The 18,127-nt window shown below is 54.5% G+C and carries 20 protein-coding genes; 8 read left to right on the plus strand and 12 right to left on the minus strand.

From position 1 onward, the window contains the following. The first annotated feature begins 51 nt into the window (after positions 1-51). Together flgD and fliQ are read left to right on the plus strand one after the other, a co-directional pair. On the plus strand, positions 52-462 hold the full coding sequence (flgD, locus tag ACKPCT_RS15695; RefSeq protein ID WP_090069326.1) for a flagellar hook assembly protein FlgD: 411 nt from the start codon (positions 52-54) through the stop codon (positions 460-462). Then, the gene (gene fliQ, locus ACKPCT_RS15700) at positions 462-728 is read left to right on the plus strand and encodes a flagellar biosynthesis protein FliQ (protein WP_090069324.1); all 267 of its coding nucleotides are present in this window, start codon (positions 462-464) and stop codon (positions 726-728) included. The genes flgD and fliQ overlap by 1 nt, the downstream gene beginning before the upstream one ends. A gap of 1,010 nt (positions 729-1,738) precedes the next feature. Here the strand turns inward: fliQ and ACKPCT_RS15705 are convergent. From ACKPCT_RS15705 to ACKPCT_RS15755, 11 genes are all read right to left on the minus strand, one after another. After that, entirely contained in the window at positions 1,739-2,428 is a 690-nt protein-coding gene (locus ACKPCT_RS15705) for a response regulator transcription factor (protein ID WP_090070343.1), read from the minus strand. A 629-nt stretch (positions 2,429-3,057) separates the two neighbouring features. After that, positions 3,058-4,170, minus strand: coding sequence for a flagellar basal body P-ring protein FlgI (gene flgI / locus ACKPCT_RS15710; protein WP_090069320.1), 1,113 nt, complete (start codon positions 4,168-4,170; stop codon positions 3,058-3,060). A gap of 1 nt (position 4,171) precedes the next feature. Then, a complete protein-coding gene (gene flgA / locus ACKPCT_RS15715) occupies positions 4,172-4,684 on the minus strand; it encodes a flagellar basal body P-ring formation chaperone FlgA (protein ID WP_319567366.1) in 513 nt (170 codons plus the stop codon). Further along, positions 4,684-5,472, minus strand: coding sequence for a flagellar basal-body rod protein FlgG (flgG, locus tag ACKPCT_RS15720; protein ID WP_090069316.1), 789 nt, complete (start codon positions 5,470-5,472; stop codon positions 4,684-4,686). Before flgG ends, flgA begins: the two co-directional genes overlap by 1 nt. 82 nt (positions 5,473-5,554) lie before the next feature. Then, positions 5,555-5,908, minus strand: coding sequence for a flagellar hook-basal body complex protein FliE (locus ACKPCT_RS15725; RefSeq protein ID WP_090069314.1), 354 nt, complete (start codon positions 5,906-5,908; stop codon positions 5,555-5,557). Between the two features lie 2 nt (positions 5,909-5,910). Beyond that, complete coding sequence (gene flgC, locus ACKPCT_RS15730; protein ID WP_090069312.1) at positions 5,911-6,327, minus strand: flagellar basal body rod protein FlgC; 417 nt, start codon at positions 6,325-6,327, stop codon at positions 5,911-5,913. Next, positions 6,327-6,710 (minus strand): flagellar basal body rod protein FlgB, encoded by a 384-nt coding sequence (flgB, locus tag ACKPCT_RS15735; protein WP_090069310.1) that lies wholly within the window; start codon positions 6,708-6,710, stop codon positions 6,327-6,329. Before flgB ends, flgC begins: the two co-directional genes overlap by 1 nt. Before the next feature lie 259 nt (positions 6,711-6,969). Then, on the minus strand, positions 6,970-7,713 hold the full coding sequence (fliP, locus tag ACKPCT_RS15740; RefSeq protein ID WP_244544592.1) for a flagellar type III secretion system pore protein FliP: 744 nt from the start codon (positions 7,711-7,713) through the stop codon (positions 6,970-6,972). Beyond that, positions 7,710-8,216, minus strand: coding sequence for a flagellar basal body-associated FliL family protein (locus tag ACKPCT_RS15745; RefSeq protein ID WP_090069308.1), 507 nt, complete (start codon positions 8,214-8,216; stop codon positions 7,710-7,712). Before ACKPCT_RS15745 ends, fliP begins: the two co-directional genes overlap by 4 nt. Positions 8,217-8,320: 104 nt before the next feature. Beyond that, the gene (gene flgH, locus ACKPCT_RS15750) at positions 8,321-9,037 is read right to left on the minus strand and encodes a flagellar basal body L-ring protein FlgH (RefSeq protein ID WP_090069306.1); all 717 of its coding nucleotides are present in this window, start codon (positions 9,035-9,037) and stop codon (positions 8,321-8,323) included. Beyond that, positions 9,034-9,627, minus strand: a complete 594-nt coding sequence (locus ACKPCT_RS15755) for a MotE family protein (protein WP_090069304.1) — start codon at positions 9,625-9,627, stop codon at positions 9,034-9,036. Before ACKPCT_RS15755 ends, flgH begins: the two co-directional genes overlap by 4 nt. A gap of 379 nt (positions 9,628-10,006) precedes the next feature. Between ACKPCT_RS15755 and ACKPCT_RS15760 the strand changes: the two genes are divergently transcribed. From ACKPCT_RS15760 to cydC, 6 genes are all read left to right on the plus strand, one after another. After that, positions 10,007-10,417: a DUF2946 family protein gene (locus tag ACKPCT_RS15760; protein ID WP_139229196.1), complete on the plus strand. Its 411-nt coding sequence runs from the start codon at positions 10,007-10,009 to the stop codon at positions 10,415-10,417. A 115-nt stretch (positions 10,418-10,532) separates the two neighbouring features. Next, entirely contained in the window at positions 10,533-12,119 is a 1,587-nt protein-coding gene (locus tag ACKPCT_RS15765) for a cytochrome ubiquinol oxidase subunit I (RefSeq protein WP_319567367.1), read from the plus strand. A gap of 22 nt (positions 12,120-12,141) precedes the next feature. Beyond that, positions 12,142-13,299 carry a cytochrome d ubiquinol oxidase subunit II gene (cydB, locus tag ACKPCT_RS15770; RefSeq protein WP_319567368.1) on the plus strand — a complete coding sequence of 386 codons (1,158 nt, stop codon included), beginning with the start codon at positions 12,142-12,144 and terminating at the stop codon, positions 13,297-13,299. A gap of 22 nt (positions 13,300-13,321) precedes the next feature. Further along, on the plus strand, positions 13,322-13,429 hold the full coding sequence (gene cydX / locus ACKPCT_RS15775) for a cytochrome bd-I oxidase subunit CydX (RefSeq protein ID WP_090069298.1): 108 nt from the start codon (positions 13,322-13,324) through the stop codon (positions 13,427-13,429). A gap of 95 nt (positions 13,430-13,524) precedes the next feature. After that, the gene (gene cydD / locus ACKPCT_RS15780; protein ID WP_090069296.1) at positions 13,525-15,297 is read left to right on the plus strand and encodes a thiol reductant ABC exporter subunit CydD; all 1,773 of its coding nucleotides are present in this window, start codon (positions 13,525-13,527) and stop codon (positions 15,295-15,297) included. Continuing rightward, complete coding sequence (gene cydC / locus ACKPCT_RS15785) at positions 15,290-16,954, plus strand: thiol reductant ABC exporter subunit CydC (protein ID WP_319567369.1); 1,665 nt, start codon at positions 15,290-15,292, stop codon at positions 16,952-16,954. The genes cydD and cydC overlap by 8 nt, the downstream gene beginning before the upstream one ends. An 80-nt stretch (positions 16,955-17,034) precedes the next feature. On the opposite strand, the gene ACKPCT_RS15790 is transcribed toward cydC, so the two are convergent. After that, a complete protein-coding gene (locus ACKPCT_RS15790) occupies positions 17,035-18,126 on the minus strand; it encodes a DUF1513 domain-containing protein (RefSeq protein WP_090069292.1) in 1,092 nt (363 codons plus the stop codon). Position 18,127: the final 1 nt, after the last annotated feature.

An 18,127-nucleotide genomic window follows, 5' to 3' on the forward strand; every position in this document is an offset into this window, starting at 1 on the left:
TCTGACAGCTCAGGCAGGTCTTTCACCCTGCGGCAAGAAGGATTAAACAGAATGTCCGTTTCACCCGTTACATCAAGCACATCTGCAGCCTCTACCCAGTCTTCCTCCAGCGTCTCCAGCGCCATGACCCTTGACTATGACGCATTCCTGCAGATGATGGTCACCCAGATGCAGTATCAGGATCCGACCAACCCGACCGACATGTCCGAGCAGATGGGGCAGCTGGCGTCCTTCTCCAATGTCGAACAGAATATCCAGACCAACAACAAGCTCGACAATGTGCTCTCCCAGCTCTATGTGAACCAGTCGACATCGCTTGTTGGCAAGACCCTCTCGGCCACGCGTAATGGCTCGGAGATTTCAGGCACGATTGCCTCTGTCACCATAGCGACAGACGGCGTTGTCGCGAGCCTCGACGATGGCACGAATGTGCTTGTCGGCCCAGGGGTGACGATTTCCTGATGAATGAAGTTGATGCACTCGATCTTGTTCGAGAAGCCTTTTGGACCGTGATTGTTGCAGCCAGCCCCGCTGTGGGGGCTGCAATGGTCATCGGTCTGGCTATCGCCCTGTTTCAGGCCTTGACGCAGGTGCAGGAAATGACGTTGACCTTCATTCCCAAGATCCTTGTCATTTTCCTGATGCTCATCGCAAGCGGCACTTTCATCGGCACCCAGATTACCAGCTTTACCCAAATCGTGTACGACCACATCGAAAGTGGCTTTTAAACACCCCGCCTTTACCATGGGTGGAGTGTTTCTCCATGCCGTTTCAAATAGGTTGCAGCTGCCAGACATAGACTTGGGCCTTTAAGGTTCTGGGCCTTTAAGGTTTTGGTCCTCTATGGAATCAAGTCTCAATGGAACCAGACCTCCCGGCTAGCCTTCCGGCCCCATGCTGCTTGCCTGTCTCCGGTCGCCTCTCCCCGATGCCCGACCGCTACACGCCTTTTCTTCGTCTCCAATTCCCGCAAGACCTCATTAGCCCGAAGCAACCCAACGATGCCCCCGCCTCTGCCAGTGGCGTCTGAGGGCTGTATGAGGTTATGCGTGCGCTCTGGGCTGTGTCCACCCCAACCTTGTCTGAAAATCGCTGGGATCGCCTGTCAGACAGACTGGGTTGGGCAGGCTGGGTTGGGCAGGCTGATATATCCAAGCGTCCTGCTGAGCTTCTTCGGTCTGCTTCAGGCTGTTAGACCGGCATTTCATGTATTTAGTGAGAGAGTGGAGCATTTGGTCCGGCAGTAAGGGCAAGTGTCGGACAGGCGCCAGCTCAGGTTGTTCCAGAACGCAATCCTGCCGTTGGCTATATGGTGGCTATAGTCCCGCGTGACGCCGCGACATGCCCCAGATGGGGCTCATGCTATTCGCTCCTGCGGACTTATCCTTGCATTCAGGCACAAGAAGCCAGCCACGGCTCGTTTCGAGGCGGTATGAGCCATGGTCCATCAGCCCTTCACATCAAGCGTGAAGAGCAACGACGGGGTATTTGAGAGCACGCTTCATGCTGCTTCTCAATGTACCGTTTTTCTTTTTGAAAACCCTCAAGGCGGGTTGCCTTTCGGGAGAAGATCTTTCCATTTCGGCCTTCATGCCGAAACACCAATATAAGTGCAATTCTTCAAATAACTTCGTTTAATCTGTTTACGGCCAATTGCCGTGATTGTCTTGGTCTCCTTTGGGCTCTTGCTCCGGTCCAGTATAAGCCGGGGTCAAAGGCCTTGGGTCGGATTTTATGCTTAGCCTTGCTCAGAGAGAGCGTTGAACATATAGCCAAGATACCGTTTTGAATCGATCGGGTCATATCCAAGGCGCAGCTTCAGTTTCTTGCGCAGCTTGCTGATATGGCTTTCTACAACGGTTTCCTCGACATCTTCGTTCAGCAGTCCGTAAACCGCATTGTAGATCTGGGCGCGGCTGACACGGCGATCCCTGTTCTTGACGAGATATTCCAGAATGCGACGTTCACGACGCGGAAGCTCAAGTGCTTCACCGCAAATCTCCGGAGACCGTCCGTCGAAATAAACACGGACATCACCTTCTTCATGCTGCATTTCAGCTTCTACTCCTGCTCGACGGCTGATCACAGCAGCCCTGACGAGGATTTCTTTTACATGGATGGGTTTGCTAACCACGTCATCAAAACCGGCTGCAAACAGATCCAGGGTCTGTTCCAGAGAGGTTTTATCATTCAGTGCGATGAGAGGGGTTTTGCGGCAACGGGAGCGAATGAGGCCAGGATAACTGCTCCTCTCCTCACAATCCCCCAAAAGGAAAGCTTCAACCGCATTGATATCTGTATCTGAGAGACTGGTGACCCAGCTGCCAAACTCCTGCGGAACAATACCGATGGATGGCACCCCTTCACGCTGAAATCCGGCGGTATAGCCGTCAGACACCAACTCTCGCTTTTCAATTAGTACGATCATCGAAATACTCCATTCTTGGTAGATATAGAGGTATTGCAATGAGGCGCTGCCGTCACTAGAAAACACACGCTTCAAAACAGCTTTCAGAAGGCGCGGAAAAAGAAATATAAATGAGAAGGGCGTCCTTTTAGTAGAATTATGTCTAAAAGTGGCGCAATTTTTCGGAAGGATTTTATTCAAGTACCCTAATGCACTCGATTTACTCAATATTTATGCCTCGACTTTGACACAATCAAGGCACGGATCTGGAAATAGTTAATGACTGTTTACAATTATATTACACACAATCCAATAACACCATTGAAACAATAACTTTTCAAATTTTATGCTTTGGATAAGCTTTCTTCGTGGTATTACTTAGTACATATAAACTGACATTGTTAAATTTGCTTATGCCCTCTTTTAGTACCAAACTGTTTCCCAATATATCCAACAGACGATTTAATCCGCCCTTCTCCAGCCGCACGCAGCGGGCATAATCGACACGAACGCCCAATAAAAAAGGGCCTTAAACGGCCCTTTCTCATTAACCTACAGTGATGGTATGCTTGCTTGCAGACACAAGCCAGAGGCTCTCAACGGTCGTCTCTGGCTCGCATGGGCCGGTTTGCGGGGCCTTGGCCCCTCTCCTACTGGATTACAAGTTCTGCTTGCAATGCCCCGACCGTTTTCATGGTCTGCAGGATGGAGATTACCCCTGATGGTCTGAGCCCAATCCGGTTGAGACCACTGACAATGGTCTGCAAGTCCGTCCCTCCGATGATGGAGAGAGAGCCACCATCCTGGTTTACATCAATGCTCGTGTCCGGCAAGACCACGGTCTGCCCATTTTCCGAGAATGGCTCAGGCTGGCTGGCCATCGGTCTTTCGGTTATGCGCACCACCATGCTGCCATAGGTGACTGCGACTGTGGAGATCTGCACATGATTGCCGATGACGACGGTTCCCGTTCGTTCATCCACGACAACCTTGGCCGGCGTATCGGGCTGAATGACCAAGCCTTCGATCTGGGCAATAAAGCGTGTGGCGCTGACCTTTCCCGGCTTGCGCAGAACAACCGAGCGAAAATCCCTCTCCTTTGCCAGCCTCACGCCATAGCGTTCACGCGTGAAAGCATTGATAGCATCGGCTATGCGCACGGACGTGTTGAAATCTGGGTTGGTCAGTTGCAACACAAAGGAACGCAGATTGATGAATTCGTCTGCAAGTTCTCGCTCGACGATGGCGCCATTGGGGATCATGCCCGATGTTGCAATGCCTTCCTGCAAGGATTGAGCAGCCCCCTGTTCGGAAAATCCGGCTACCGCAAGCCCGCCTTGCGCAACGGCATAAACCTTGCCGTCGGATCCCATCATCGGGGTGGCAATCAGCGTGCCACCTGAGAGAGATGATGCATCTCCCAGTGAGGCCACATTGATATCGATTTTTGTGCCCTTTTTGACGAAGGCAGGGAAATTGGCTGTCACCACAACAGCGGCAACGTTGCGGGTTCTCAGGTTGGCGTTGCGCACATTGACCCCCATGCTATCGAGCATGGATTGTAGCGATTGCTCGGTAAAGGGCGAGTTGCGCATCGTATCGCCCGAGCCCTTCAGCCCGACAACAAGTCCATAGCCGATGATCTGGTTATCGCGCATGCCCTCCAGAGAGGTCACATCCTTGATACGCACGGCCGCATTGACACTTGTTGCCAGCAACAGGGTGCAAAGGGCTGCCGCAAGGCATCTGCTGAAAGTCTTCATGTTATGGCCCTATCGAAATCGTTCCATTTTCTTCAACACGCCCGACGATGATCAGCCCGGTATCTACATTCCGCACCCGGATAATCTCCCCCACGATGCCGTCCTCAAGAGGCTCGACATGGGCAACGATTTCCAGACCGCGATCCTGAAACACCAGTTGAGCGGGCTCACCGCGTTTGACGGCTTCACGCCGCCGCAAGGCCGACTTGGGAATGGGCTCACCGACCGGTAGTTGGCGCACAGCTTCCTTGCCCAGAAGGTCATTGATGTTGGGTACCACCGAAAAGCGGTCGATCCTGTTGGCTCTGAAACGCCGTTTTTCCAGGGCTGACAATGTGATGACCTGCCCCTGCGCGATTGTGGCGCGTGGCACAGGTAATGTGACCACCGGGGTGGCTGCCAATGCCTGCTGTGCCCATAAGCAAATAAGAATGACTGTTGCCCCCAGCACAGACAGCAGCCGGAGCTGCTGTTCAGCCATGGTCGGAGCCCGCCTTTGTAGCGCCGCGCTCATTAGCGTATTCCCTGCGTTACAACACCAGCCATGTCATCAACGGCCTGAATGACTTTGGAGTTCATTTCATAACCACGCTGGGCTGCGATAAGAGCGGTGATTTCCTTGACCGGATCGACGTTGGAATCTTCCAGATAGCCTTGACGGATGATGCCGAATCCCTCGTCACCGGCATTGCCTTCAACCGCTTCCCCTGAGGCTTCGGTTTCGGCAAACAGGTTGGCGCCCTTGGCTTCCAGACCGGAATCATTGGCAAAGACAGCCAGCTGCAACTGCCCCAGCAACTGAGGCGCATCCTGCCCGTCAATTTTGGCGTAGACCTGACCGGTCTCGTTGATCTCGATGTCAGTCGTCCCATCAGGAACTGAGATGGCCGGTTCGATCGGATAACCATCCGAGGTTACGAGACGGCCCTCGCCATTGGTATTGAAAGATCCGGCACGGGTATAAAAAGTGTCGCCATCGGCATTGCTGACCGTGAACCAGCCCTTGCCATCGATGGCCAGATCGTAGGTGCCTGATGTGTTGTTCAAGGTGCCCTGGCTGTGCAGATTGCGGATCGCGGCAGCCCGCACACCAAGACCAAGCTGGGCTCCTTCCGGAATCGGCGCTTCACCGGTGCGGTTGGGAACCCCCTGCACGCGCACGGCCTGATAAAGGAGATCGGTGAATTCGGCACGCGCCCGCTTGAAGCCGGTTGTGTTCATATTGGATATGTTGTTGGCAATCACTTCAACATTGAGCTGCTGCGCGCTCATTCCGGTCGCAGCAATGGCAAGAGCTTTCATTGTTTTTCCCTCGATCTGAAATATAACGTGACATCCATGACAAAGGAGACCCGCGGAGCCTGTCCGCTGTCTCCCCGGGCCGCTAGATGGTCATACGGCTGACTTCCTGGTAGGCGGCGACAACCTTGTCTCGAATGGCGATTGCGCTTTGCAGCGCCAGTTCGGCATTCATCACGGCGTCCACCACATTCTGCACGGACTCCTTGCCCTCTATGCCTTCAATGGCAGCAGTTTCACCCATCTTGACCGTGTTGATCGCGTCTGTGGTTACGCCGGAGAAATAATCAGCGAATGTGTTGCCCGATTCATCGACCTCGCCGGTCACATCAATCGCAGCCGTTTGGCCGCTATTGCTGATGAAGCGTGTTTCCGAAACGCCGTTGAAGTCACTGCCCCGGGTCGTCAGGCTGGATACTGAATTCAAACTGTCTATCATCACTAGCTCCTGAGCAGATCGATGGTGCGCAGAACCATGCTGCGTGTCTGGGTCATGACCTTGAGGTTGGCTTCATAGCTGCGATTGGTCTCGCGCATGTCGGCCAGTTCGATCATGGTGTTGACGTTCGGCATTTTCACCTGCCCGTTCTCGTCAGCGGCCGGATTGGTCGGATCATATTCAACCGAGAAGGGCGCGTTATCGATACCGACATTCTTGACCTTCACGAGTGACGCACCGGCTGCCCGATCCATCTCTTCGGAAAAGACAATTGTTTTGCGCTGATAGGGATCGGAGCCGGGGGTCGCTCCGGTCGACTGGGCGTTTGCCAGGTTTTCGGAAATGACGCGCATGCGCTCTGCCTGCGCGGACAATCCGGTAGAGGAGATGCGAAATGTCGCGGAAAGAGGATCAATCATCACTGTGCCTTCGCTGCCATCAACATCATACTGTGGATGGATTTGATCAAATTCGTTGTCAGAGTATGATCTCGGGCGACTTCACCGGCTTTCATCATTTCCTGTTCCAGTGAGACCGAGTTTCCGGAATATGTGACGTCCCAGCTATCCTTCTTCTCAACATCGACACTCCGCGTTGCAGCATTCATGGCGGTCATGTGTCCAGGTTGGGTGCTGGCCATGCGAACATGGGCTTTGTCAAAGAGCGCGGTGAAGCTTTCCACGTCCTTTGCCCGATAGCCTGGTGTGTTGGCATTGGCGACATTCTGGGCGATCGTGTTCTCGCGAACCGAGAGCCAATTCTGATGCGCATTTGCCAGCTTCATCAAATAGACAGGTTCCATTTGGATTCTCCATCAAATTCCGATAATCCAGTCTTAAGCCACCAAGCTTGCCTGAAGCTGTCGGAATATCACCTATCTCATTGATTTTATTTTATTATTTTATGTTTTAATTCAAATTTTCAGCGAAGTTTTCTCGCCTTTTCGATAAAGCCAAGCAGAGTGACTAAAGGCCTGTCGGAACAAAAAAAGCCAGACACTGAAACAGTGCCTGGCAAGAGGGCTTTGCTGCCTTGGGATAAAGGGAGAGAGACTCTCCCCTTTAGAAGAAAGATCGTATGAGACTGCCGACGAGAATGTTCCAGCCGTCGATCAGCACGAAAAAGAGCGCCTTGAAGGGAAGCGAAATGGCCGTGGGAGGCAACATCATCATGCCCATGGACATGGTAATGGTCGCAACGATCAGGTCGATCACCAGAAAGGGCAAGGCGATCAGGAAGCCCATTTCAAAACCGCGCCTAAGCTCGGAAATCATGAAGGAAGGGATCAGCACCCGCATCTCCACTTCGTCCGGTGAGGTTGCCTCCGTGGCATTGAGATTGGCGATGGCCAGATCGGAAAACATGCCGATATCTTCATCCCGCACATGCTGAAGCATGAAAGAACGGAAGGGCGAAGCCACGCGCTCATAAGCCTGCGCTTCGGTGATCTGGTTATCGAGCAGTGGCTGCACGCCATTTTTCCAGGCCTGATCAAAAGTTGGTCCCATGACATAGAAGGTCATGAAGAGCGCCAGAGAGATCATCACCATGTTGGAGGGCGTTGATTGCAGCCCCATACCCGAACGCAAAAAGGAAAAGGCGATCGAGAAGCGTATGAAGCTTGTCACCATGATCAGGAGTCCCGGCGCCAGGGACAGAACCGTGATAAGGGCAATCAGCTGGATCATCCGGCCTGATGCGGAGGCTTCTCCACTTGGCAGAATGCTGTTCAGATCGATCGACTGGGCCCATGCCGGGCTGGCAAGCAGCAGAAAGAGGGAGAGGCCGTAAGCTAGTCTTTTCACTGGATCACCATCGTCTCGAGAATGAATTCACGAATACTGCCATCCGCCCTGATTTTAGCCCTCTGGTTGAGGTCTTCCCGCAAATTCTGCAATCCGGTTGCCCCTTCCAGATCAGAGACCTTGAGGGTTCTGAGATAGGCTGCGATGTCGCTTTCCACCTGACTGACCAGAATTTTGGACTGTTCCATTGCGCTTTCGTTGAAAACAATGGAGCCCTGAACACGTACGAATGCTTTTTCGACCCCGGCCAAATTCACGATGATCGGTTTGATCCCGACGATTTCGCTGGGGCTATCGTAAAGTGCATGAACGGGAGGATTTTCTCTCTCCCTCTTTTCTTCCAGAACGATGTGGCGGGTCTGGTTGACCAGTTGCATGCCAACAAAAGCGCCAATTCCGGCGGCCAGAAGCGTCATGATGAGGATCGTGACAAACAGGCCCATGTCAGACTTGCTCGACTTGGCCTTCACTTCACCATCTGGCAAAACCATAATATTCGACATCTTGGCGGTTTATCCTTCTCAAACTTGCTCGATTGGATTGGGAGTGCGGAAGCGGATGCGAGAGGCTGGCCCTCACATCCTCAAACGGGTTGCGGTGATGCTTCCTAGAAGGGCACAAACCGATCATAAACCTGCTGGCCCCATGCGGGCTGTTGCATCTCGGTAATGCGTCCGCGGCCACCATAGGAAATGCGTGCCTCGGCGATCTTGTCGTAGGTGATGACATTGTCTGCAGCGATATCACGCGGGCGCACGATGCCTTCGACATTGAGAACCCGGACCTCTGCGTTAACGCGGACTTCCTGACTGCCGGAAATCACAAGATTATGGTTGGGCAGAACCTGGGTCACGACAGCAGCAATCTGCAAATCAATCTCTTCCTTGCGGTTGATGGCCCCCTTGCCTTTGGTGGAACTTTTTGAATCCGCATCCAGATCCGCTTCGCCGTCTTCGCCGAAGCCGAAGAGGCTGAACCCGAAGCCCAGAGACTGCTTCTCAGAGCTGTCGCGGCTGCGATCGGAGGCATTGTCGAGGCTGGCTTCATCTTCAATATTGATGAGAACCGTCAAGACATCCCCAACCCGCTTGGCGCGAGGTTCAAGGAAGAACTGATTGCGGTCTTCGGTCCAGATGGCATGAAAGCTTCTTCGCTGGGTTGGCTGATAGCCGACAAGCGTCGGATTGATCATCGGCTGACGCAAGCCATTGCCCATGGGAGACAATTCCGGGGTGGCCCCGATCTTCTCCTGATTGTTGGCACATCCGGCAAGCAGCAGAATCCCGAACAGGGGAACCAGAGCTTTGGTGAGAAGAGTGGTCATTGATCCCGTTCTCCAGACTTGATTTCGACCAGCGACGCCATTTCCTGCGTCAGGTCAGATGCCTTGGCGGCATCCATTTCGTTGAGAATGGCGCTCACGACACGCGGCTTCATCTTGGCAAGAAGCGCGATGGCAACCTGATCATCAACAGCGGCGAGCCGTTCAGCGGCCGCTTCCGGGCGCATGCGTTCGTAAACCGTGATGATGTGTTCCTTGACGTCGCTGAGCACCTTGTCGCGTTTGGCGATCCAGCCCTTGACGTCGGCGCGAAGTGCTTCGAGCTTTTCAATGCGCCCGTCTATGTCGCTTTGCAGCGCAATGAGATTTTGTAGCTGCCAGGCGTATCTCTGTTCTGACGCCAGATCGGAGATATTTTCGCAAAAACTGTTGGCGTCGATCTGGTCAACGGTTTTTGCTTTTTCGTTGGAACTTATTCCCGCTTCAACCGTTTTACTGTTTGCAGGGGCCTTGGCGTCAGCAGAATTGGCCATAGACACTGCAAGCACCAAACCAATTATCTGCAGCAGGCTCGTTCCCAAAGAGGAGTGCAGAGAAAAATATTTTCCCATCAAGCCGTCTGAGTTGCTCATTTAATCCTCGCTTTGGCGCGCTCGTCGCATCGGGTTCGCAATTGATATCCAAAATGACCGTGCAAACTTGTGTCAGGCTGTTGCATGAGTCTGAAGGACGCAGATTTTTTTAAGGGACGAGGCGCAAGAAAGGCCAAAGCAATCGTTTTGTGCAGCGTTATCCACTTAAGAGGTAAGGCGATGCTACCAAAATCCCATAAGTCGCAGTGTTTTCGCAGAGCAGGACTAGGGATAGACTGGGGACACGGTTCAGGGTGTGGCGAGATGCCCCATGTAAAAGCTCTTGATTTTCAAATATGAATACAAAATGCACTTTTGCGCACAAACGCACTGTGCATGCAAGACCATTCCGAATTCAAACGAAATCGAACGACGATCGATGAACCAGAACCCCACCCTGTTTAGACGCCTGCACAGCCAACGAGCCATTACCTTGCTCGCTTTGTGCGCTATGTGGCTGCAGGTTCTGGCCTTCGGTATTCACCTGTCCACCAGCGCGGAAGCCGCAGCTGGCACGTCGGGTGACGATATGTATTTCGGAATCATCTGTACAGCCAACGGCTTGGCTGCAGTTTCTTTCGATGGAGAAGAGACCCCGGCCACCCTCGAAAAGGACTGCGCAATCTGTGCTCTCACAGCGCTGCACGATCTTGGCTTCAATAATCATACACAGCCTTGCGAACGGCCAGTCCATTCGATTAGAACAGTTTTCTGGCCAACCGCCCCTTCTGACGGGACGCTGTCTCTTTCTCCCCGCGTTGGCACCAGCCGCGCGCCTCCACTTCTTTAAACGCCCAACATTCTGTTCACTTAATAACTGACCAATCGACCAAACTGCAGGATCCTGACTGCTACGGGACCAAACCCCCTGCAAATGGGTTGATACAGCATCAAAGAGAGCTGTCATGGAACCTATTTATGGCGATCTATTCGTCAATCTGTCGCGTTGGCAATTTGCCGCCACCGCGCTTTACCACTTTCTTTTCGTACCCCTGACGCTGGGCATCACATGGATGCTCGTGATCATGGAATCGGTCTATGTGATGACCGGCAAGGAAGTCTATAAAGACATGACCAAATTCTGGGGCAAGTTGTTCGGTATCAACTTTGCCCTGGGTGTGACCACCGGTCTGACGATGGAATTCCAGTTCGGGACGAACTGGTCTTACTATTCCCACTATGTGGGGGATGTCTTCGGTGCGCCGCTTGCCATCGAAGGCCTGATGGCCTTCTTCCTTGAATCCACCTTCGTGGGTCTGTTCTTCCTTGGCTGGGACAAGCTTTCCAAGCGCCAGCATCTGGCGGTGACCTTCTTTACCGCTTTGGGATCGAACCTCTCGGCCTTGTGGATTCTGGTTGCCAACGGTTGGATGCAAAACCCTGTCGGCTCTGAATTCTCTGCCGAAACCATGCGCATGGAAATGACCAACTTCGCTGAAGTGGTCCTCAACCCGGTCGCACAGGTGAAATTCGTACATACGGTTGCCGCTGGCTATGTCACAGCTTCCATGTTCGTAATCGGCATCTCTGCATGGTATATTCTCAAGGGCCGCGATCTGGCCTTTGCCAAGCGCTCCTTTGCTGTGGCCGCCGGCTTCGGCCTTGCTGCGTCCCTTTCAGTTATCGTGCTGGGTGACGAATCCGGTTACGAGTTGGGCGATGTGCAGAAGGTGAAACTGGCCGCAATTGAAGCGGAGTATCACACCGAAGAAGCACCTGCTGCCTTCAACCTGATCGGCTGGCCGAATGATGAAGAAATGCGCGTCGATTATGGCATCGAGATTCCATGGGTCATGGGCCTCATCGCCACGCGCTCGCTGGATAAGCAAGTTATCGGTATTTCCGATCTAAAAGACCAGCATGAAGCCCGCATCCGCTCAGGCATGATCGCCTATGACAAGCTCACCATGCTGCGTGCCGGTGACAAGTCTGAAGAAACCAAGGCTGTCTTCAACCTGCATAAGAAAGATCTGGGCTATGGTTTGCTTCTCAAGCGCTATATCGACAATCCGATGGATGCGACTGACGAGATGATTACGGCAGCGGTGGAAGATTCCATTCCGTCCGTGCCATATCTGTTCTGGAGCTTCCGTATCATGGTGGCCTTCGGCTTTACCATGCTCGGCCTGTTCGCCCTCTCCTTCTACTACACTGCCAAAAAGCAGATCGAGGAAAAGCGCTGGCTGCTCAAACTTTTGGTCATCTGCATTCCGTTGCCGTGGCTGTCTGTCGAGCTTGGATGGTTCGTGGCCGAATATGGCCGTCAGCCTTGGGCTATCGGTGAAGTTCTGCCGACCTTCCTGGCTGCATCCAGCCTGACGATTGCGGATCTGATCTTCTCGCTCACCGGCTTCCTCGCCTTCTACACCTTCCTGTTGGTCATCGAAGTGTGGCTGATGTTCAAGTTTGCACGACTGGGCCCGAGCTCGCTCCACACCGGTCGCTATCACCATGAACAATCCAAGCCGTCGTCTTTGGCTCCGGCTGAGTAAGACCCACTGATAGGAAAAAGCGATGATTATCGATTATGAAATCCTGAAATTTGCCTGGTGGGCGCTCGTAGGCGTGCTGCTTATCGGCTTCGCCATCACTGATGGCATGGATATGGGGGTTGGCACCTTGTTGCCATTCCTCGGCAAGAATGACCCCGAACGCCGCATCATCATCAACACTGTCGGCCCGCACTGGGACGGCAACCAGGTGTGGTTCATCACCGCCGGTGGCGCCATCTTCGCGGCGTGGCCTGCTGTTTATGCAGCTGCATTCTCAGGCTTCTATCTGGCCATGTTGCTGGTGCTGTTTGCTCTGTTCTTCCGCCCTGTCGGCTTTGACTATCGCTCCAAGATCGAGAATCAGGGTTGGCGCTACGCATGGGATTGGGGACTGTTTGCCGGTGGCTTCATCCCGTCCCTGATCTTCGGTGTTGCTTTCGGCAACCTGCTGCAGGGTGTTCCGTTCCATCTGGACGAGTTCTTGCGTGTGACCTATGACGCCAAATTCCTGTGGGCCCTGTTGCCGCTGCTTAACCCGTTCGCCATTCTGGCCGGGCTGGTCTCGGTTGCCATGCTTACCGGACACGGTAGCACATGGTTGCAGATGCGGGCCGATGAAGTGGTTGCTGCGCGGGCACGTCAATATGGCTTCTATGCCGGTGTTGCAACGGCTGTGCTGTTTGCTCTTGCCGGTCTGTGGATTTGGGCAGGCAACTTCAACTGGTTCGTTATCGTCAGCCAGCCAGCCTATGATGCCATGCCGAACCCGCTTGCCAAGGAAGTGGCTCGCGAAGCCGGTGCACTGTTCAATATCTACAGCAACTATCCTATCGCCATTCTGGCTCCGGCCCTTGGCATTCTCTGCCCGCTTCTGATGGCTCTGATGAGCAAGGCTGGCAAAGGTGGCTTTGCCTTCCTGTTCAGCGCGCTGGGCATGACAGGCATCATCTCCACTGCGGGGCTGTCCATGTTCCCGTTCATCATGCCATCCACCACTGATCCGCGCTCCTCACTGACGGTTTGGGATGCGACCTCCAGCCACCTGACCCTGACGGTCATGTTCTGGACGGCAGTTATCTTCGTGCCGATCGTGCTGATGTACACCCTCTGGTGCTACTGGCGCATGTGGGGTCGGGTCACGATGGACGAAATCGAAGCACGCAGCCATTCGGCTTACTGATAACCGGAAAGGAAATCTAATAATGTGGTATTTTGCATGGATCCTTGGATTGACTGCCGCCCTTTCCGTCGGCGTGATCAATGTGATGTGGTATGAAGCCCAAGATAACTATGGCGAAAAGGATACTTGATTAGCACCTTTCAACCATTATAAACCTTTTCATGACCGGGTCCGCCCGGTCATGTCGTATGTGGGCCAATAAAGGCCGAACAATCAGGGACCTCAATGTCCACGAAACACATTTCAGCCTTTCTCAAAGCCCAGTCGCGCAGAGCCCGGCGGCCTCTCAATCTTTCCATTGTCCTTTCCTTTGCTGCCGGCATCGTTTTGATCGTGCAAATGGGAGTGATTGCCTTCTGTGTCGATTCAGTCCTAACCCATCAGGCAACGCTCACAGATCTGCTGTTTCTTTTGCCTCCACTGCTTATCCTGTTTGTTCTCAGGGCGGTTCTTTCCTATTTTTCCGAGCGTCTGGCTCTCAAAGCCGCCATTGATCTCAAGCATACATTGCGCAAGGATCTGCTTACGCGCCTCATCGCCAAGGGCCCTATCCTTGAGCGCGGCAGCGAAAATGCTGTTGGAGATCAGGTCACCACATTGACCGAAGGCATCGAAGCGCTGGAAGGCTACTTTGCCCGCTATATGCCCGCGATGGTGATGACGGTGCTGCTGCCTTTCGCCATTCTGGCGGTAACCCTCACACGGGACTGGCTGTCGGCGGTGGTGATGGTGGTTACCGCGCCGCTCATTCCTGTTTTCATGATCCTCATCGGCAAGGGAACCGAGCGGCTCAACCAGAAGCAATGGCGCAAGTTGGCGCGGCTTTCCGCCCACTTCCTTGACATGATTCAGGGTCTGACGACGCTCAAGCTTTTCAATGCCTCGCGCAGGGAAGCGGAAACCGTATCACGCATGGCCGAGAGCTATCGCCGCACCACGATGAGTGTGTTGCGCGTGGCCTTTCTCTCCTCGCTGGTTCTGGAATTTTTTGCGACCGTTTCGATCGCCATTATCGCCGTGTTCATCGGCTTTCGGCTGCTTTATGGCAACATGACCTTCTTTGACGGCTTTTATGTTCTGCTGCTGGCACCGGATTTCTATTTGCCTCTGCGCAACATGGGCACCCATTATCATGCCCGCATGGAAGCAGTCGGGGCAGCCGAAACGATGGTCTCCGTCATGGAAATGGACGATGGCTCGGAAAAGAAAGAGGGCTCCCTTGATGCACTGCCAGATCTCAAGCAGGGAATTTCGCTTGAATTCCGTTCTGTTGGTTTTGTCTATCCCGATGGATCTCGTGCGCTTGAGGATGTTTCATTTACGCTTGCTGCAGGCCAAAGCCTTGCCCTTGTTGGCCCGTCCGGCGCTGGCAAGAGCACGATCATCGATCTGATTCTGGGGCTCGCCCAACCGAGTGAAGGCCAGATATTGGTCAATGGCCTTGATCTTTCCACCCTTCCGATCGCGGAGTGGCGTGCGCAGTTGGCCTATGTGCCACAAAAGCCGACGCTCTTCTCAGGCAGCATTCTGGATGCCATCCGTTATGGACAGCCAGATGCGGGGATAGAAGCCGTTGAGGCCGCGGCCAAATTGGCACAGGCTCATGACTTCATCACGGGGCTGAGCGATGGCTATAACCATCAGCTCAACGAAAAAGGCGCAGGGCTTTCCGGCGGGCAAATTCAAAGAATCGCCATTGCACGGGCCCTCTTGCGCAACGCACCGCTGGTGCTGCTTGATGAGCCCTCGGCGCATCTTGACCGCGAGAATGAAGCCAGAATCCAGAATGCGCTTCACGCTCTGGAGCAAAGCGCAACGACGATAACCATCGCCCACCGCTTGCACACGATCGAGCAGGCAGATGTCATTCTCGTCTTGGAGCAGGGCAAAATCGCCGAAATGGGCCCCCACAACGCGTTGATAGAGAAAGATGGCGCCTATGCGGGGCTGGTGCGTTCCAGCTTCGAGAGCAAATCCACGGAGGTGCAGCATGGCTGAGTTCAAAAAACTGCTCGGGCTGATGCGTCCCTGGACCGGCTGGATCATCCTTGGGGTTTTCCTCTCGCTGATCACGGCGTTGGCCAATGTGATCCTGATGTCCATTTCCGGCTGGTTCATTGCCGCCATGGCACTGGCCGGATTGGCTGGCGTGACCATGAACTATTTCACTCCGGCGGCCATCATCCGCGCCATGGCGATCACCCGCACGGTCGGGCGCTATGCCGAGCGGCTCGTTACCCATGAGGCAACCCTCCGGCTGGTGGCCGAGATGCGGCGCTGGTTTTATGACCGTATGGAGCCACTGGCTCCCGCCGGATTGCAGGGCATGAAAAGCGGCGATGTCTTCTCGCGGATCGGGGCGGATATCACCACGCTGGAGAATTTCTATCTGCGCGTTCTGGTGCCTTCGCTGGTTGCTCTCATTGCGGTTCCCATTTTCTGCTTCTTTGCTGGCTATTTCTCCTCTGGCTTGGCCCTATCGCTGATCGTGCTCTATTTCCTCGGCGGCATCCTGACCCCATGGCTCATTCACCATTTCGGGCGCAAGGCTGCCAGCGATCAGGTGCTGGAATCTGCCCAGATGCGTTCGACGTTGGTGGAAGGGCAACAGGCCCTGCGCGAAATGTTGGTCTATGGCCGCGATGATGATTACCGCCAGACGGTTGAAGCGCAATCGAGTGGCCTATGCGCCAGCCAGTTGCGGCTTGCCAAGCTTCAGGCCGCGTCGCAAAGCGCGCTGACCCTTGCGGCCAGCCTTGCCATGTTCGCGGCTCTCTGGTTCATCATTCCCAAAGTCAGCGACGGCAGCTTTGAAGGCCCGATCCTGCCGATGCTGATGCTGTTTGCCATGGCAAGCTTCGAGGTCATCGTGCCCCTGCCCGTTGCCATCCGCGCTTTCATCGAAACGCAGGTTGCAGCCAAGCGCCTGTTTGGCCTGACGGATCAAGAGCCCAAAGGGATTCCCGCATGGAGCGAAGAGGCCATCGACATCAAACCGACCGCACCCCCTTCACTGGAACTCAAGGCCGTAAGCCTTGCCTATGAAGAAGGAGCCCCAAGTGCTTTTGACCAGCTAAGCCTTTCAGTTGCGCCGGGTGAACGGGTTGCCATCGTCGGCCCTTCAGGCATTGGCAAGTCGAGCATCATCAACGCACTGGTTGGCTTCTGGCCACTCTCCGGCGGGGATATTCTCATCGACGGGCAGCCATATAGCCGCTTCAGTGCCGAAAGCTTGCGAGCGCATTTTGCCGTGGCGCCACAAAAGCCACATCTGTTCAACTCCACCCTCAAGGGCAACCTGCTGGTAGCCAATCCGGACGCGAGCGACACCATGCTCAATAAGGTACTCGATCAGGTGCAGCTATCCGATTATGTGGCTGCGCAGGAAGAGGGGCTTGATAGCTTTGTCGGCGAAGCAGGCAGCACGCTTTCCGGCGGACAGATCCGGCGGCTGTCCATTGCCCGCGCCCTGCTTTCCCCAGCGCCTATTCTGGTTCTGGATGAACCGGGTGAAGGGCTTGATCCGCAGATGGAGCGGGAAATTCTCAACCGGATTCTGGACGATGAAACAGACCGCACCATCTTGCTTATCACGCACAACAGTGCAGCCCTTGAGCGCATGGACAAGCAGCTGGTGCTAAGCGAGCGTGCATAGCGCATTTGACGCTGCCTTCAGACTGAAACAAAAAAGGCGACCAGATCCGGTCGCCTTTTTATGTGCCTTGCTCTCCTCGTCTAGCCAATGGGGATTAGATGATTGTCCCATTGATAGCGATGGGTGACGCGCATCTTGTCCATCTGGGTGCCCGCCATATCTTCAGAGAGACAGACGATGCCCATGCCGCTGGTGCGGACGAGTTTGTGATCGCGAATGGCTAGACCGCAAACATCCTCTTCATGAATCGCACCCAAGAATTCGCCGGTGTCAGTATCAAACTGATGCACCACACCGCCACGCGGGGACGAGGCGGCCAGCAGCTTCTGCTCCATATCCAGAGCGACGCTGCCCACATAGCCCTGCAGCACGCGCTGCTCATTGTCTGGCGCTTCAAGCAGGCGGGCTTCTTCGCCGCGCTTGTGCAGGCCCAGCATGGCCGGCGCATTGTTGATGTCGCCCTGCCACTGCATGGCAAAGGCCACGGTGCCATCGGCTCCAAGGCTGAGATGACGGATCGAGCTTTTGTGCATTGCCTGCGGCAACTCCACCATCTCCACCAGTGCTCCATCAAGCGTGACATAGGCAAGATTGGGTTTCATGGTGGGAATATTGAGCTTCTCGCGCCCGCTATCGGGGTGGGTTTCGATGCCGCCATTGGCGATCACCAGATGCTTCTTGTCGGGCATCAGCTTTAAATCATGCGGGCCGACGCCATGGGAAGCGAATTCGCCCACGCGCTTGTAGCCCTGATCAGCATTCCAGATGCCGATGACGCCCCGCGCATGATCATAATCATTCTCGGCCGTATAGAGCAGGCTGCCATCTTCCGAGAAAGCTCCGTGCCCCTGAAAATGACGTCCCTTCGGGCAATGGAGCACGGCCTTGGTTTCACCATTTCGGCAATCAAGCGCCATGGCGAAGTTGCCCGGACGGCGGGCGAAAGCCACTGCTTCTGGCCGCCTGGGATGAGCGGCGGCGGCATGACCGCGCCCGGGGAGGGCAATTTCGAAAATTGTACGCCCCTGCTCTGAAATGCCGAACAGGGCATATGATCCATCGGGCTTTCGGGCGGCAGACAAGAAAGCCGGACTGCCTGCGTCGGCCCAGGTGACAGACGGGCACAGGCCAAGAGCGAACAGGCCAGTGATAAATGAGCGACGATCGGGCATA

This window comes from Cohaesibacter marisflavi, from assembly GCF_963665895.2.
Taxonomy (GTDB): Bacteria; Pseudomonadota; Alphaproteobacteria; order Rhizobiales; family Cohaesibacteraceae; genus Cohaesibacter; species Cohaesibacter marisflavi.

Bases quoted from the DNA above. Each gene is read 5' to 3' on its own strand.
- flgD (WP_090069326.1), top strand. From the start codon at position 52: ATGTCCGTTTCACCCGTTACATCAAGCACATCTGCAGCCTCTACCCAG.
- fliQ (WP_090069324.1), top strand. From the start codon at position 462: ATGAATGAAGTTGATGCACTCGATCTTGTTCGAGAAGCCTTTTGGACC.
- ACKPCT_RS15705 (WP_090070343.1), bottom strand. From the start codon at position 2,428: ATGATCGTACTAATTGAAAAGCGAGAGTTGGTGTCTGACGGCTATACC.
- flgI (WP_090069320.1), bottom strand. From the start codon at position 4,170: ATGAAGACTTTCAGCAGATGCCTTGCGGCAGCCCTTTGCACCCTGTTG.
- flgA (WP_319567366.1), bottom strand. From the start codon at position 4,684: ATGAGCGCGGCGCTACAAAGGCGGGCTCCGACCATGGCTGAACAGCAG.
- flgG (WP_090069316.1), bottom strand. From the start codon at position 5,472: ATGAAAGCTCTTGCCATTGCTGCGACCGGAATGAGCGCGCAGCAGCTC.
- ACKPCT_RS15725 (WP_090069314.1), bottom strand. From the start codon at position 5,908: ATGATAGACAGTTTGAATTCAGTATCCAGCCTGACGACCCGGGGCAGT.
- flgC (WP_090069312.1), bottom strand. From the start codon at position 6,327: ATGATTGATCCTCTTTCCGCGACATTTCGCATCTCCTCTACCGGATTG.
- flgB (WP_090069310.1), bottom strand. From the start codon at position 6,710: ATGGAACCTGTCTATTTGATGAAGCTGGCAAATGCGCATCAGAATTGG.
- ACKPCT_RS15745 (WP_090069308.1), bottom strand. From the start codon at position 8,216: ATGTCGAATATTATGGTTTTGCCAGATGGTGAAGTGAAGGCCAAGTCG.
- flgH (WP_090069306.1), bottom strand. From the start codon at position 9,037: ATGACCACTCTTCTCACCAAAGCTCTGGTTCCCCTGTTCGGGATTCTG.
- ACKPCT_RS15755 (WP_090069304.1), bottom strand. From the start codon at position 9,627: ATGAGCAACTCAGACGGCTTGATGGGAAAATATTTTTCTCTGCACTCC.
- ACKPCT_RS15760 (WP_139229196.1), top strand. From the start codon at position 10,007: ATGAACCAGAACCCCACCCTGTTTAGACGCCTGCACAGCCAACGAGCC.
- ACKPCT_RS15765 (WP_319567367.1), top strand. From the start codon at position 10,533: ATGGAACCTATTTATGGCGATCTATTCGTCAATCTGTCGCGTTGGCAA.
- cydB (WP_319567368.1), top strand. From the start codon at position 12,142: ATGATTATCGATTATGAAATCCTGAAATTTGCCTGGTGGGCGCTCGTA.
- cydX (WP_090069298.1), top strand. From the start codon at position 13,322: ATGTGGTATTTTGCATGGATCCTTGGATTGACTGCCGCCCTTTCCGTC.
- cydD (WP_090069296.1), top strand. From the start codon at position 13,525: ATGTCCACGAAACACATTTCAGCCTTTCTCAAAGCCCAGTCGCGCAGA.
- cydC (WP_319567369.1), top strand. From the start codon at position 15,290: ATGGCTGAGTTCAAAAAACTGCTCGGGCTGATGCGTCCCTGGACCGGC.
- ACKPCT_RS15790 (WP_090069292.1), bottom strand. From the start codon at position 18,126: ATGCCCGATCGTCGCTCATTTATCACTGGCCTGTTCGCTCTTGGCCTG.